The following is a 13,733-nucleotide window of genomic DNA, read 5'->3' on the forward strand; positions in this document are numbered from 1 at the left end:
CGGCATGGCGGGAGTTCGGGGGTGAGATCGCCTCTGCAAGGTGGACTACCGCCCGGCGGCGCGGTGGTGGTCGGCGCCGTCGTGGAGATCGCCTGCGACGAGTCGGGATTCTCGGGTACGAACCTGCTGCACTCGACCGCCCCGGTGATCACGCACGCGAGCGTCGACCTGACCGTCGACGAGGCGGTCGCGCTCATCACCGCCCTGCGGTCCGGGTTCCGGTTCGCGCCGCACGAGCTCAAGTCAGGCCGGTTCCTGCGCGGCTCGGGCGCGGACGAGGCACTGGAGTGGTTCCTGGCTGCGCTGGCCGGCCGCGCGCACGTCCACCTCATCGACAAGGAGTTCTTCCTCGTCACCCGGATCGTGGACTTCCTGCTCACCGAGCCGTCGTACGCGGCGGGTACCCGCCTGGCGCGCGAGCACCATCCGGCGGCTCTCGCCCTGCACGAGGCCGGACGCTCGACCGACGGCGACTGGGCCGCCTTCCTCTCGGCGTTCGTCGATCTGGTCCGGATGAAGCGGCGACTTCCGGTCGACCAGACCGTGCGGCGGTTCTTCCAGGCCCGGGACGCGCTGCGACGCCACGGCCTCGGCACGGTGGCCGACGCCGTCCTCGACGGGCTCCGCCCGAGTCACGTGCGGGCCGTGGTGGCCAGGCTCGACGTCGACGACCGCACGGTCCCTCCCCCACTGGAACCGCTGCTGCCGGCGCTGGCGGAGACGGTCCTGTCCTGGAGCGGCGGCCGGCGGCAGGTGCTGGTGACCCACGACGAGCAGAGCGCCCTGACGGCCGACCGACTGACCCGCCTGCAGCGGGTGTTGGCCGACGGCTACGCGTCGGCGGCCGGCGTCGACCGGGCTGGGACGTTGCCGAACGGGGTGTCGCCCCTGGCGGGGCTGGTGATGGTCGACTCCCGAGACGATCCGCGAGTGCAGGTAGCGGATCTCCTTGCGGGAGTGGCCCGGCGGATGCCCGGCATCATCGGCGACGCGCTCCGTCAGCCGCCGCCCGCTCCCGCAGGATGACGGGCAGCCGAGTCATGATCGGCACGGGCCCGGAGGGTCTGCGTGGTCGCCGAGTCAGCGGGAAAGAACGCCTCGACGGCCAACCCGGCGACTGTGACCTCCCGCGGCGTACCGAAGAGGGTCGTGGTGCTGACGAAGGACAACTCCTGGTCACCGTGCCGGTAGCGCAGCGGGACGAGAACACGTGAGACGGCATCGCCTGGCGGTGTCGTCTCGACGTCGCCACCGGGATAACCGCGAAGCTCCTCGTGCAGGTCGTACAGGATCGGGTCGTTGGTTGTCGCCGCCTGCTGGTGCAGCCGTTTCAGCAGGTGGGCGCGCCACTCGGGCAGGTTGACGATGCGCGGTGCCAGACCGTCGGGGTGCAGGCTGAGGCGCAACACGTTGATCGGTGGAGTGAGCAGGTGGGGCTGCGCGTCCATGGTGAACAGGGCGACGGCAGGGTTGGCGTCGACGAGGTGCCAGTGCTGGTCGACGAGCAGCGCGGGGTACGGGCTGTGACCATCGAGGATCCGCCGTACGGCGGCCCGGACGGGTGTCAGCTCGGGGTCGCCCAGTTCGTGGCGCGGGAAGGCGGGCGCGTAACCGCCGGCCAGCAGCATCGTGTTGCGCTCGGCCAGCGGCATCTCCAGGTGTTCGGCCAGCCGCAGGATGAGGTCGGGGCTCGGCCGGGACCGCCCGGTCTCGACGAAGCTCAGGTGCCGGGCCGAGACTCCCGCCTCGATCGACAGGTCGAGCTGGCTCATTCCGCGAGCCCGGCGCCAGTCGCGCAGCAGCTCCCCCACTGGTCGCCCGTGTCGGGTCGAGATCCTCACTCACCGACCCTAGTTCCGCACCGACGGCCGAGCCATTACCTGCGAGGTAATCGACAGCCCACCACGACACTGAAAAAATCGACTCCCACCTGAGAAAACACAACGCGAAGGACCGACAACCATGACCGCGTACGCGCTCGCACACCTCCGTAAGGCACCCGTCCACGCCGAGGTGCTGACGTACCTGGAGCGAATCGACGCCACCCTCGCGCCTTTCGCGGGCCGGTTCATCGTCCACGGCGGCGCCGTCGACGTCCTGGAGGGCGACTGGCCCGGCGACGTGATCGTCATCGAGTTCCCCGACCTGAACCGGGCCCGCTCCTGGTACCGGTCCAGCGCCTATCAGGAGATCAAGCCCCTGCGGACGAGGCACCTCACCGGCGAGGTGATTCTCGTCGACGGAGTCGAGCCGGGCCACGACTCGTCGCAGATGGCCGCGGCCATCCGCCGTACCACCGATCGGTAGCACCCGACGCGCGAGCGCCGTCCCGAAGAACCCGACGGCTCGCCGCCCGCAAGGCACCCCGACACAGGTCGGCCGTCCGTAGTCTCATCGAATGCAGGACACCCAGACGCACACCCTGGCCATTCCCGGCGTCGACCTGGTCTACGACGTCCGCGGCCCGCTACCTCCCGCTGGCGCCCATCGCGCGCTGCTCATGATCGGCCAGCCGATGGCGGCCGAGGGCTTCGTACAGCTCGCGCCGCACTTCACGGACCGCACGGTGCTCACCTACGACCCGCGTGGTCTGGGCCGCAGCGTCCGCAAGGACGGTCGGTCCGACCACACGCCGCAGCAGCAGGCCGCCGACCTGCACGCGCTCATCCAGGCCCTGGACGTCGGTCCCGTCGACGTGTTCGCCAGTAGCGGCGGCGCGGTGACAGCACTCGAACTGGTCGCCACCCACCCCGACGACGTCGCCACCCTGGTGGCGCACGAACCGCCGATCAACGCTGTGCTCCCCGACGCCACGGCCGCCGAGCGCGCCCGAGCCGGCTTCTACGAGGCGTACCAGGCGAAGGGCTCGGGTGCGGGGATGGCCGCGTTCATCGCCATGACGTCATGGCAGGGCGAGTTCACCGATGCCTACTTCGCCCAGCCCGCTCCCGACCCGGCGATGTTCGGCATGGCCGCCGACGACGATGGCAGCCGCGACGACCCGCTGCTGTCGCGGAACTCGTGGGCGATCACCGACTACCGTCCCGACGCGAGCGTGCTCACCGCCGCGCCCACCCGGATCGTTGTCGCTGTCGGCGAGGAGTCGGCTGGCACGTACACCGCCCGCACCGCCCTGGGCCTCGCGGCGCTGCTCGGCCAGGAGGCCGTGGTGTTCCCGAGCCACCACGGCGGGTTCCTCGGCGGCGAGTTCGGCTACGCGGGCAAGCCCGAGGAGTTCGCCGCGCGGCTGCGGGAGGTGCTGGACGCGGGCTGACGTCCGCTCAACCGGTCGCCTCCGAGTAGACCTCGACGTCGTAGAGCAACTGCACGTCGCGGCGGCCGTTCGTGACGCCGACGAAGACCGGGTCACCGGCCGGGGTGCGGCCCTGACGCCACGCCTGTTCCCGGGCCGCCTCCCGCGACTCGTGATGGGCCCTGCCCTGCTGATGCAGTTGCAACACCCGGCGGGCGGTGCCCCGGTCGGTGCCGAGGTGGATTCGCAGGAGAGGCATGCCAGGACCTCCTTGCTCGACGCTGGATCTCGTGCGGCTGGCCGACCAGCCGTATCGTGAGACGCGGGGGCGACGATCCGCCGTCTTCGATTAAACGCCACCCGCTGCGGTCGAGGAGGGCATTTATGACTGGTCTGGCGACCGTCGGCGCAATCGTGGGTGTCCTGCTCGTCGGTCTCGTGGTCCTGATCCGTAAGCCGGCCAACACCCGCTCGGTGCTCAGATGGTCGGCCCTGGCGATCACCGTGCTGGTGGCCGCCGTGCTGGTTCCCTTCACCGTGGACGACTCGGGCGCGGCGGCCGGCTACCTGCTCGGCGTTCCCGTCGTCGCGGCGTTGCTGCCCGTCCTCGCGCAACGGGTCGGTCGGCTGACCGTGGTCGCCGATCTGGTGGCCGCGCTCGTCCTCACGGGATGGGGTCTGCTGCTCGGGCTGGGCATCGGCGTCGCGTTCCTACCAGCGGTGATACTCCTGATCGCCAGCGCCGGGGGTACCCGGGCGCCGCGACCGTCCACCATCTGACCGCGTGACTGGCTGTCACCCGTCGGGGGTGAACAGCCCCTGGACGCCGACGACGATCGCGATGAGGCCGAAGATCGCGAGCAACAGCCGGACGCCGGTGGCGCCGTCCGACCGCTCGTCGCGCGGCGTCGACCGCCCGGTCAACCGGTCCCACAGCAGGGCGAGCCCCACACCGATCCCCACCACCTCGAAGTGGAACACCCGGGGCCCGGACACCAAATGGACGATGAGGTAGTAGCCGCCGGTCACCAGGGCCACGAGGCCGACCACCCACGCGATCGGGGCGGCCCGACCGGCGAGGCGGCCCAGGTCGTCGCCGACGCGCGGCAGCAGCCGCAGCACCGCAACGGCGAGCAGGAAGCCACCGACGATGTTGGCGAGGTCGAGCAGCAGAGCCATAATCACGGGAGTCTCCGTCGGTCGGGTGATCAGCGGTGGGAGCGTACCCACGGACCGGCTCGGTTGAAACGGTCCGGACGGCACGCCCCCACGACGGAGTTCAGATTGGGCTGCTCACCCTTTCAGCGCGTGCACCGCCATACCAGCGGCCGATACGCCCGGTTCTCGTAGACGGCCCCGACCACCGTCAGACCGTCGTCGCTGATCGCCTCGGCCGTGTAGGTGCCCGCCTCGGTCGCCCGCACCTCCGGTCGGCCCGCCAATCGGCGGGAGGTGCCGTCCGGGGCGACGACCAGCGGCGCACCGTCGGCGACCAGCACGTCACCACTGCCGGCGATGGCGCTCGCCCCCGGGAAGGGCAACAGGCTCACCGCTCCCGTGGTGAGATTCCACCGCACCGGCAGCATCTGCACGGCGCCGCTGCGTTGGTCGCCGGGAACCATGCCGATCGCCCATTCGCCCCGCGCCGACTCGACCGACGCCCGCGGGTAGCCGTCGGGCACCGCCAACGCCGCCCCGACGCCCTGCGGCGTCCACCGGTAGGGCTGTTCGCCCACGGTGCCGACGATCGTGCCGTCCTCGGTGATCCCGGTCGCGGACGACCCCCGCTGGCCGACCAACCGGTACTTCTGGGGGTGGTCCGTCGACCAGCGCACAGCCTGGTGCGAGTCGTCGGACCGGTCGGCGGTGCCCACGATGTCGCCCCGGCCGTTGATGGCGTGCACGAGCACCGTGTCGTAGCCGGGCGGCGTCGCCAGGAAACGCAGCTTCCCGTCCCGGTACAGCCATCCGGTGCCGTCTCCGTTGGTGCCCACCACATAGCCACGGGTGTTGACCGCGGCCGCGTGCCGCGCGGTCGCCGGCAGGACGACCGGCCGGCCGTCGGTCCACAGCACTACCCGTCCGTCCTCCTGCCCGGTGCCGATGTCGCCGACGATGTGCCGTCCGGTGGGATCAACGCTTTTGGCCACCGCGACCGGACCCTTGACCGGCTGCGGCAACCACGACGCCTGGCAGGTGACCGGCGGGCGCGGGGCGATCGACCCGGTGTTCTCCGGTGTCACCGCGAGCGCGGGCGGGGTCGGACCCGGCGGGCCGGTGGTCGCACCGACCTGAACGGCACCCACGACACCGACCCCGGCCAGCACCACCAGCGCGGCGATCCCACCGACACGGCGACGCCGTCGGCGCCGCCGACCGTCGCGGACCGCCCGGCTCAGGTCGACCCGAGGCTCCGGCACCGGCGCCGCCCGCAACAGCTCGGCGATCCGCTGCTCGTCCACGGTGGTCATCTCGGACTCCTCACTGACATCTCGGTCACGTCGAGCACCTGGCGGACGGCCGCCAACGCTCGAGCCGTCTGCGACTTCACGTTGCCCTCCGAGCAGCCCATCGCGGCGGCCGTGTCGGTCAACGACAGGTCGCACAGGAACCGCAGGACCAGCACGGTGCGCTGGCCGCGCGGGAGGCTGGCGAGCGCGGCGAGCAGGTTGTCTCGCTCGGCCAGGTCGTCGTGCGGTGTCACCGGCGAGCGCTCCGGCACCGGCACCGACCCCAGCAGGCGAACCTTCGCCCAGTTCAACCGCTTCTCATCGACGAGCTTGTGCACCAGCATCCGGTGTACGTACGCGTCGACGTTGTCGGCCCGGCTGACCCGGCGCCAGTTCACGTAGAGCGCCGTCACCGTCTGCTGCACCACGTCGTCGGCCAGATGGGCGTCGCCGCACATCAGGAACGCGGTCCGATGCAGGCTCGGCAGTCGCGCGGAGACGTACTCCACGAACTCACCCTCGGCTTCCACCATCGAGGCTCCCTCCTCCGCATGCTCGACGGGACCGGACGGTCATCAGGTTGCGTCCCCGTCGAAGAACGGTCGGAAGCCCTACCGCTCGGCCGGGCCCGGGGGTGTCCCGCCATCACTGAGCTGTCCACTGTGGTTGTACCGGAAAGATTTCCGGAGACCGCTCTGACATTGACCAGCGTCTTTGTGTTTCTGGCCCTCGTGCCGCTCGGAATCAACGCCGAAAGATTGCTGCGGGTTGCCAGCTCATCACCTAGGCTCCCGAATACCCACATCGACGGCCCGCCCTCACGCCGTGCCAGCCACCGACCTCGCACGCCGGCCATCGCCACCCTCGACGCCGATTGGAGTATTCGATGACCTGGCGTCCAACCATTGCCGCACTGGCCGGCCTGTGCCTGGCGGTCAGCGCCACCCCCGTGCCCGCCGGTGCTGCCGTCGCCGCCGCGCATGTCAGCGCTCACGCCGCGCTCGCCGGTCCGCCCGGCGCACCGCCCGGGGCCTGCCCGACGGGGGCCAGTTACGGCCCGCCGCTGCCGGCCAGCACCGTGACGGCCCCGCGAATCCAGGGTGGGTTCACGTTCCTCGAAGGGCCGGTCTGGGTCGCCGACGGCGGCTACCTGCTGTTCTCCGACATGACCGCCGGCACCGGGCCGTACAACGTCCAGCCGTCGACGATCCGCCGGTTCACCCCGCCGGCGAGCTTCGACACGTTCATCGCCGACGCCGGCAGCAACGGCCTCGCCCTCAGCGCCGACGGCCAGCAGCTCGTCGCGGCCACCCACGACCAGCGCAGCGTGTCCGCCTACCGGCTGAGCGACCGGGCCCGCAGCACCGTCGCGCCGAACTACCAGGGCCGGGCCTTCAACTCGCCGAACGACGTCGCGGTCCGTTCCGACGGCGTCGTCTACTTCACCGACCCCAACTTCCAGCGCGGCAACCGCCCGGACCAGATGAGCGGGCGTACCAGCGTCTTCCGCGTCTCCAACGGGCAGGTGTCGCTGGTCGACGACCGGTTGCGCCAACCCAACGGCATCTCGCTCTCACCGGACGGAACCGCGCTGTACGTGGGCGCCTACTCCGAGAACAAGATCTACAAGTACGCGGTCCAGCCCGACGGCAGCATCGGCGCCCGCAGCGTCTTCGTGAACTACATCGGCGGCCCGGACGGCGGCACGATCGACTGCGCCGGCAACGTGTACTGGACCTCGGGCGGGGACTCCCTGGTCCACGTCTACTCCCCCGCGGGCACCCAGCTCGGCACGATCCGGTCCGGCAACTCCGGCACCACCAATGTGGCGTTCGGCGGCCCCGACCGGCAGACCCTCTTCGTCACGTCGGGCCGGTGGGGCGACTCCGGGCTGTACAGCGTGCGACTGAACGTTCCCGGATATCCGTACTGACCGACGGCTGGATGGCGCGCCGCTGTCGTCGTAGCCCGACGAAAGCGGCGCGCTATCCGGCGGTCGCGGCGATGAACACCACCGCCCCGACCACCACCAGCGCGGCGGCCAGGAAGGTCTGCCGTCGGGCCCGGCGCAACGCCTCCCGGACCTGCCAGGCGTGCGCAGTGGCGAGCAGCCAGCGCAGGTACGGATCGGTCCGGGCGATGTTGCGGCGCGCGGTGGCGAGCCCCGCCCGGAGTGCGGCCCGCTCCTGCGGCGGGACCGTCGACAGGCGGCGGGTGATCTCCGCAGCGATGCGGCGATGACGCAGCAGACCGTCGACGTCGACGGCGTACCCGCCGAAGTGGTACCAGGGCTCGGCCTCCAGCCGCTCGCGCAGGCCGCGCAGCTCCGGCCCGCTGAGCGTCGCCGGCGTGGTCATCGGCGGGACGAGCACCTCGCTGGTCCGCCAGATCGCCCAGGCCACGCCGAGCAGCGTCACCAGCAGACCGCCGCCCGCCCACGCCGCGTGGGCCCAGTCGGTGACCTTGCCGGCGGCGATCAGCGGGCCGCCGCCGAGCAGCAGCGCGCCCACCGCGCCGGCCGAGGAGATGATCCACCGAGCCGCCGCCCGACTGTCAGCCACGGAGTCCAACGGGGACGGCAGCGCGTCCAGTCCCGCGCCGCCCGTCGGCGACTCCCCGGTCATCGGCTGTCGTCGCGGAAGACGACACCCAGCGGACCGTTCTCGTCGTCGGGCAGATCGGTGTACGGCACCCAGCGCTGGCCGTCGAAGAACTCCAGCTCGCCGCTGTCGTTGATCCGCACGGCGTTGACGTGCGCAATCTCCTCAGGATCGTCAGCCATGGATACAGTATCGGTCAGCCCGGCAATCCACTTCGGCGTCGGGTCGTCCGCCGGGCGACCGCAGGGGGGGGGCCTTCGTGATCCGGTTGACAGTCAGCGCGACCGACGTGGTCCTGGCCGTTCGGGGAGACCGGCGTCGGCACCCTGTGGGCCCCGCCGACCAACGTAGCGCCGACCTGCTCTGGCGACTGCGCGGCGGCCCCTCGGTGGAGCTGTCGTACGAGGTCGGCGTCGTGCTCGGCCGCCGCTTCCTCGACGCCCCCGGCCCGGCCCTGCGCGCCGAACTGGACCGCCCCGGCCGGCACCGGCTCGGCATCGAGGTCGCCGACCCGGCCCTGGCCGACCTGCCCTGGGAAACCCTGGTGCTGCCCGGCGAGGAACTGCCGCTGGCACTGCGCCCCGACGTCGACGTCTGCCGGATCGGCCCCGACATACCGGCACCCACGGTCCGGGTGGACGGCCCGCTGCGGATGCTCGCGGCGATCGCGAGCCCGGACGACTCGACCCACCCGCTGCTGGACCACGAGCGGGAACTCGGTCGGATCCTCGGCGCTGTGGAGCCCGGGCATCGGCACGGGGTGAGGGTGCGCGTCCTGGAGTGGGGCAGCGCCGCCGCGATCCGGGCCGCCCTCGCCGAGGAGCCCTTCCACGTCCTGCACGTCTCCAGTCACGCGCGCCCCGGCGCGCTGCTGCTGGAGACCCCCACCGGCACGGAGGACCGCGTGGACGCCGCGCGGTTCCTGGCCGAGGTGCTGCCGCCGGGCCGGACCGTACCGTTGATCGTGCTGGCCGGCTGCTCCACCGCCCGGCAGGATCAACGGGAGCTGCCCGGACTGGCCGGCGCGCTGCTGACCCACGGCGCGCCGGCGGTGCTGGCGATGAACGGGACGGTCAGCGACGGGTACACCATCGAGTTCTGCGCTCGGCTCTACGAGCGGTTGGCCGCCAGCAGCGAGCCGGAGCTGTTGGCGGAGGTCTCCGCCGTACGCCGCGAGCTGGCCCCGACCGCCGCCGAGTGGTGGGTGCCGACGCTGTTCCTGGCCGACCCCGGGCTGCGGCTGGCCGGCGGACGGGGCGGCGCTGCCGTCGCCGCGCCGCCCGTCCAGTCGATCGTCGGGGACGGCGTGGTGCGCGCGCCCACGGACTTCGTGGGCCGCCGGGAGATCCTGCGTCGGCTGTCGCGGGGAAAGCTTCGGGTGCTCGTCCACGGCATCGGCGGGATCGGCAAGACGAGTCTCGCCGCGGAACTCGCGCGGCGGTTCCGCGACACGGGTGGCATCGTCGTGGCGACCCACGGCGACGCCGCAGTCGACGGGATCCTCGACGAGCTGCGCCGTCAGGTGGAGAGCCGGTGCGTCCGGGCGGCACCGGACGACCCGCTGCGGCGATGGCTCGTCGCCCTCGCCGCGCCGGGCCAGGACTGGCGGCGACGATTGGACGCGATCGGCACCGGCGGCCCGGCACTGCTGCTCGTCCTCGACAACGCCGAGGACGCCCTGGACGCCGAGCACCGGTTGGCCGACGCGGACCTGGCCGCGTTCCTCGCCGCCTGGGCGTCCCGCCACGAGCTGGTCGTGACCAGCCGGCACCCGTTCCCGGTCGCCGGTCTGGAAACCTGTCACCTCGGTCCGCTCTCCTGGCAGGAGACCCGCAAGCTGCTCTGGCGGCTGCCGGGCGTCGGCCAACTGGCGCCGGCCGAACAGCAACGGATGTGGCACCGGCTGGGTGGTCACCCGCGCGCGCTGGAATACCTCGACGGCCTGCTGCACGGCGGCAACGCGCGATCCGACGAGGTGGCCGGCCGCCTGGCCGCGGCCGGCGGTGGCCGGGACGCCGGGCCGGCCGAGGTCGGCACGCCGCTGGCCGAGGCCGGCGCGCTGGCCGCCGAGGATGTGCTGCTGCCCCGGCTGCTCGCCCGCCTGGAGGCCGTCCCGGCGGCCCGTCGGTTGCTGCTCGGCGCGGCGGTGTACCGCACCCCGGCGGACCGGACCGGCCTCGCCTGGCAGCTCGCCGACTCGACGGACGGCGACGACCCACCACCGGAACCGGCGGGGCTGGACGAGTCGGTCGAGACGCTGTCGCAGCTGGGGCTGCTCGCCCCGGTGACCGGGGGCCACCTGGTGCACCGGTGGACGGCGGCGAGTTTGCTGCGGATCGCCGGCCGCGACGCGGTGGTGGACGCGCATCGCCGGGCGGGCCGCTACTGGGGCTGGCGGGCCCGATCCAGCACCGACCAGCACGACTACATCCGCCGGGCCGTCGAGGCGCGGTACCACCACCTGGTGGCGGGTGACACCGACGAGGTCGTCACCTACTCCGAACTGGCCTGCCAGGAGTTGCACGCGGCCGGGCACTGGGCCTGGGAGGAGAAGATCTGGCGGGAGCTGCTGCCGATGGCGCCCCCCGGCTCGGCGCGCGGGGCGAGCTTCCTGAAGGGACTCGGCGACGTGCACCTCAGCCGGGGCGAGTACCCGCAGGCGACGCAGCGCTACGAGGCGGCGCTTGCCGTCTACCGGGATCTCGGCGACGACAGCGGGGTCGGCAAACTCCTGCACCAGTTGGGCCTGGTCGCCGACAACCGGGGTGACCGGGCAACCGCGGACCGGCTGTTCCAGGAGGCGTTGACGATCCTGAGCCGGCTCGACGACCGCTCGGCGGTCTCCCGGACCCTGCACCAGCTCGCCGGCATCGCCCGCGGCAACGGCGACGCCAAGCTGGCCATGTCGCGTTACCTGGAGGAGCTGGCGATCGCCCGGGACCTCGACGACCTGGAGGGGATCGCGGCGAGCCACCACCAGATCGGCGTACTCGCCTTCGAGGCCCGCGACCTCGTGAAGGCCGAGCAGTGCATCCAGGTGGCGATCACCGCCTACGGACGGTTGGGCGTCCGGGTCCAGCAGGGCAGCGGGCTGGTCATGCTCGGGCGGATCGACCTCGCCAGGTTCGCGTACGAGACCGCCGAGGAGCGGGTCCGCGCCGCCCTGAAGATCTTCGAGGAGGCCGGCAGCAACGGTCACATCGCGGAGTGCTCGCTGCTGCTCGGTCACCTCTCCCGCGACCTCGACGACCTCGAATTCGCCGAGAGCTGTTTCGCCCGCGCCCGGACGATCGTCGCGGCCCTCGGCGAAGACCCGCTGCTGCGCCGCTGCGACGAACTGCTCGGCGGCGTCCGAACAGTCCTCGGCCGGGCCGCCGAGGCGGTGCCGCACACCCTCAACGCGATCGGCGGGGACGACGAGCCGCCGCTCCAGGCGGCACTGGAATGGCTGGCTGTGCAGCGCCTGGAACTGGGCGCGCGAGCCTTCTCCGACCTGCTGGCCCGGCACCTCGACCGGCGGCAGGCGGCGCAGCGGGCCGAGTGGGTCGAGGCGTACCTGCGGTTCCGGTTCGACGGCTCCCACCCGACGCCGCTCGGCAGTGGCTACGTCCTGCTCGCCATCACCGCCGCCCAGGCGGGTGAGTTCGGCACCGCCCGGATGTGCCTGCTGCGGGCGTTGCCGATCTGCGCCGCCGCCGGCTACCAGGCGGGGGTCGCCAAGTGCCACGAGGACCTCGGCCGGGTGGGCCTGGAGACCCGCCGGCTGGCCGAAGCCCGGTCCCGCTACGAGCAGGCGCTGCAGGTCTACCGCGTGCTGCGCCACGAGCCCAACCAGGCCATCGTCCTGCACCAGCTCGGCCGGGTCTGTGAGGAGCAGGAGGACCTCGCCGACGCGGATGAGTTCTACCGCCGCTCCATCGCGATCAAGAAGCGGCTCGGGAACCTGTCGGGCGTTTCCAACAGCACCTTCCACCTTGGCCGGGTGGCCGGTCTGCGCGGCGACCGGGTCCTGGCCGAACGGTGCTACCGGACCTGCCTGCGGATCGACCGTGAGCAGGGCAACTGGGAGGAGGTGGCACTGGACCAGGTGGCGATCGGGCAGCTGCGCGTCGAGCAGGGCCACCCGGCGGAGGGCATCCCACTGATCGTCGAGGCACTGAGCATCGACCGGCAGATCGGGTCGACGAACGCGGCGCTGGACCTCAACGCGCTGCGCGAGCTGCGGGCCGGGCTCGGCGACGAGGCGTTCACCGCCATCCTCACCGACACCGTCGGCCCGGCCAACGCCGTCGAGGTGCTCGACCTGATCGCGGTGCTACCGACCACCGGCGAGCCGACCTGACCCACTCCGCCACCCGTACACTCGGTTGATGGCGCACCGTCCGTGGCAGCCCGCTGACAACCGTCACCTGGATGGATGACCAGAACCCGGGGGTCCGCCGATGAGAGGCCGCTACGACAACCTGACCCGCACCCGTGCTCTCGACCCGGAGCGCGACCACCTGGTCATCTACCAGACCATGCTGCGCTACGAGTTTCCGTGGGACATGAAGCTGGGGCTCAACCTCGCCTTCAACCGGTCGTTCTCCATCCCCGCCATCGCCACGGTGCACACCGCCACGGGCGAGCTGACCGAACGCACCCAGAAGCGGATCGACGACACCGGCCTGCTGATGTACGAGATGGTGCTCAACGGCTTCGACCAGCCTCGGGGCCGCGAGGCGTTGCGGCGCGTCAACCAGATCCACGGCCGGTACGACATCAGCAACGACGACTTCCGCTACGTCCTCGGCTGCCTGGTCGTGATCCCCACCCGGTGGTTGCAGGAGTACGGCTGGCGCCCACCCTGCTGCCACGAACGTCACGCCACGCACCTGTTCTATCGGGAGCTCGGCCGACGGATGGGCATCACCGACATCCCCGGGTCGTACGACGAGTTCGAGACCTGGTTCGACGCGTACGACGCCGCTCACCTGCAACCCAACGACGACGCGGCGGCCATCGAACGCGCCACCCGCATGCTGATGCTCACCCGGATCCCCCGAATGCTCGCCCCACTGGGAAACGCACTGGTCAGCGCCCTGTACGACGCGCCGCTGCGGGGCGCGACGCGGGTCGACACGCCGGTCTGGCCGGTCCGGGCGGGGTTGCACCTGGCCTTGCGGACGCGCTCGCGGTTGCAGCGATGGTTCGGTGTGCCGCGGACGACCGCGTTGTTCGCCGACGGGATCACAGCCAAGAGCTATCCCGACGGGTACGAGATCAGCCAGCTCGGCCCCCACCAGGACCGCGTGCCCGAGTGACACCTCGTGGTGCTGGCGTCGCCGGCTCGCACGCGCCGGGCCCTGCGCTTTCCGTGTGAGGTCAGCGCGCAGATCGGCGTGCGAGTGGGACCGGTCCGCCGACTGCCCGCTGGGGACAGTCGGCGGA

14 protein-coding genes are annotated in these 13,733 nt (G+C 71.9%); 7 read left to right on the forward strand and 7 right to left on the reverse strand.

Annotated features, from left to right (window positions below):
* The first annotated feature begins 21 nt into the window (after nucleotides 1-21).
* Nucleotides 22-1,026, forward strand: coding sequence for a hypothetical protein (locus NIE111_RS15370; protein ID WP_238685038.1), 1,005 nt, complete (start codon nucleotides 22-24; stop codon nucleotides 1,024-1,026).
* On the opposite strand, the gene NIE111_RS15375 is transcribed toward NIE111_RS15370, so the two are convergent.
* On the reverse strand, nucleotides 999-1,841 hold the full coding sequence (locus NIE111_RS15375; protein WP_308193681.1) for a helix-turn-helix domain-containing protein: 843 nt from the start codon (nucleotides 1,839-1,841) through the stop codon (nucleotides 999-1,001). The two genes, NIE111_RS15370 and NIE111_RS15375, sit on opposite strands and share 28 nt — an antisense overlap.
* A gap of 121 nt (nucleotides 1,842-1,962) precedes the next feature.
* Between NIE111_RS15375 and NIE111_RS15380 the strand changes: the two genes are divergently transcribed.
* Both NIE111_RS15380 and NIE111_RS15385 read left to right on the forward strand, forming a co-directional pair.
* Nucleotides 1,963-2,307 carry a DUF1330 domain-containing protein gene (locus tag NIE111_RS15380; RefSeq protein WP_238685039.1) on the forward strand — a complete coding sequence of 115 codons (345 nt, stop codon included), beginning with the start codon at nucleotides 1,963-1,965 and terminating at the stop codon, nucleotides 2,305-2,307.
* Nucleotides 2,308-2,398: 91 nt separating this feature from the next.
* Nucleotides 2,399-3,274 (forward strand): alpha/beta fold hydrolase, encoded by an 876-nt coding sequence (locus NIE111_RS15385; RefSeq protein ID WP_238685040.1) that lies wholly within the window; start codon nucleotides 2,399-2,401, stop codon nucleotides 3,272-3,274.
* A 7-nt stretch (nucleotides 3,275-3,281) separates the two neighbouring features.
* Here NIE111_RS15385 and NIE111_RS15390 read toward each other — a convergent pair whose 3' ends face one another.
* Complete coding sequence (locus NIE111_RS15390; RefSeq protein ID WP_238685041.1) at nucleotides 3,282-3,512, reverse strand: hypothetical protein; 231 nt, start codon at nucleotides 3,510-3,512, stop codon at nucleotides 3,282-3,284.
* Between the two features lie 125 nt (nucleotides 3,513-3,637).
* Between NIE111_RS15390 and NIE111_RS15395 the strand changes: the two genes are divergently transcribed.
* Complete coding sequence (locus tag NIE111_RS15395; protein WP_238685042.1) at nucleotides 3,638-4,033, forward strand: hypothetical protein; 396 nt, start codon at nucleotides 3,638-3,640, stop codon at nucleotides 4,031-4,033.
* 15 nt (nucleotides 4,034-4,048) lie between these two features.
* Here the strand turns inward: NIE111_RS15395 and NIE111_RS15400 are convergent, their stop codons facing one another.
* From NIE111_RS15400 to NIE111_RS15410, 3 genes are all read right to left on the reverse strand, one after another.
* The gene (locus NIE111_RS15400) at nucleotides 4,049-4,432 is read right to left on the reverse strand and encodes a hypothetical protein (RefSeq protein ID WP_238685105.1); all 384 of its coding nucleotides are present in this window, start codon (nucleotides 4,430-4,432) and stop codon (nucleotides 4,049-4,051) included.
* 122 nt (nucleotides 4,433-4,554) lie between these two features.
* Nucleotides 4,555-5,724, reverse strand: coding sequence for a hypothetical protein (locus NIE111_RS15405; RefSeq protein ID WP_238685043.1), 1,170 nt, complete (start codon nucleotides 5,722-5,724; stop codon nucleotides 4,555-4,557).
* Entirely contained in the window at nucleotides 5,721-6,236 is a 516-nt protein-coding gene (locus NIE111_RS15410; protein WP_238685044.1) for a SigE family RNA polymerase sigma factor, read from the reverse strand. Before NIE111_RS15410 ends, NIE111_RS15405 begins: the two co-directional genes overlap by 4 nt.
* A gap of 353 nt (nucleotides 6,237-6,589) precedes the next feature.
* Between NIE111_RS15410 and NIE111_RS15415 the strand changes: the two genes are divergently transcribed.
* Nucleotides 6,590-7,636: an SMP-30/gluconolactonase/LRE family protein gene (locus tag NIE111_RS15415; RefSeq protein ID WP_238685045.1), complete on the forward strand. Its 1,047-nt coding sequence runs from the start codon at nucleotides 6,590-6,592 to the stop codon at nucleotides 7,634-7,636.
* Between the two features lie 52 nt (nucleotides 7,637-7,688).
* On the opposite strand, the gene NIE111_RS15420 is transcribed toward NIE111_RS15415, so the two are convergent.
* The gene (locus tag NIE111_RS15420; protein ID WP_238685046.1) at nucleotides 7,689-8,327 is read right to left on the reverse strand and encodes a hypothetical protein; all 639 of its coding nucleotides are present in this window, start codon (nucleotides 8,325-8,327) and stop codon (nucleotides 7,689-7,691) included.
* The gene (locus tag NIE111_RS15425) at nucleotides 8,324-8,485 is read right to left on the reverse strand and encodes a hypothetical protein (RefSeq protein WP_238685047.1); all 162 of its coding nucleotides are present in this window, start codon (nucleotides 8,483-8,485) and stop codon (nucleotides 8,324-8,326) included. The genes NIE111_RS15420 and NIE111_RS15425 overlap by 4 nt, the downstream gene beginning before the upstream one ends.
* A gap of 77 nt (nucleotides 8,486-8,562) precedes the next feature.
* Here NIE111_RS15425 and NIE111_RS15430 point away from each other — a divergent pair, with 77 nt between their 5' ends.
* Nucleotides 8,563-12,645 (forward strand): tetratricopeptide repeat protein, encoded by a 4,083-nt coding sequence (locus tag NIE111_RS15430; RefSeq protein ID WP_238685048.1) that lies wholly within the window; start codon nucleotides 8,563-8,565, stop codon nucleotides 12,643-12,645.
* 100 nt (nucleotides 12,646-12,745) lie between these two features.
* Complete coding sequence (locus tag NIE111_RS15435; RefSeq protein WP_238685049.1) at nucleotides 12,746-13,606, forward strand: oxygenase MpaB family protein; 861 nt, start codon at nucleotides 12,746-12,748, stop codon at nucleotides 13,604-13,606.
* Nucleotides 13,607-13,733 lie beyond the last annotated feature (127 nt).

The organism is Micromonospora hortensis (genome assembly GCF_022230935.1).
Lineage (GTDB): Bacteria > Actinomycetota > Actinomycetes > Mycobacteriales > Micromonosporaceae > Micromonospora > Micromonospora hortensis.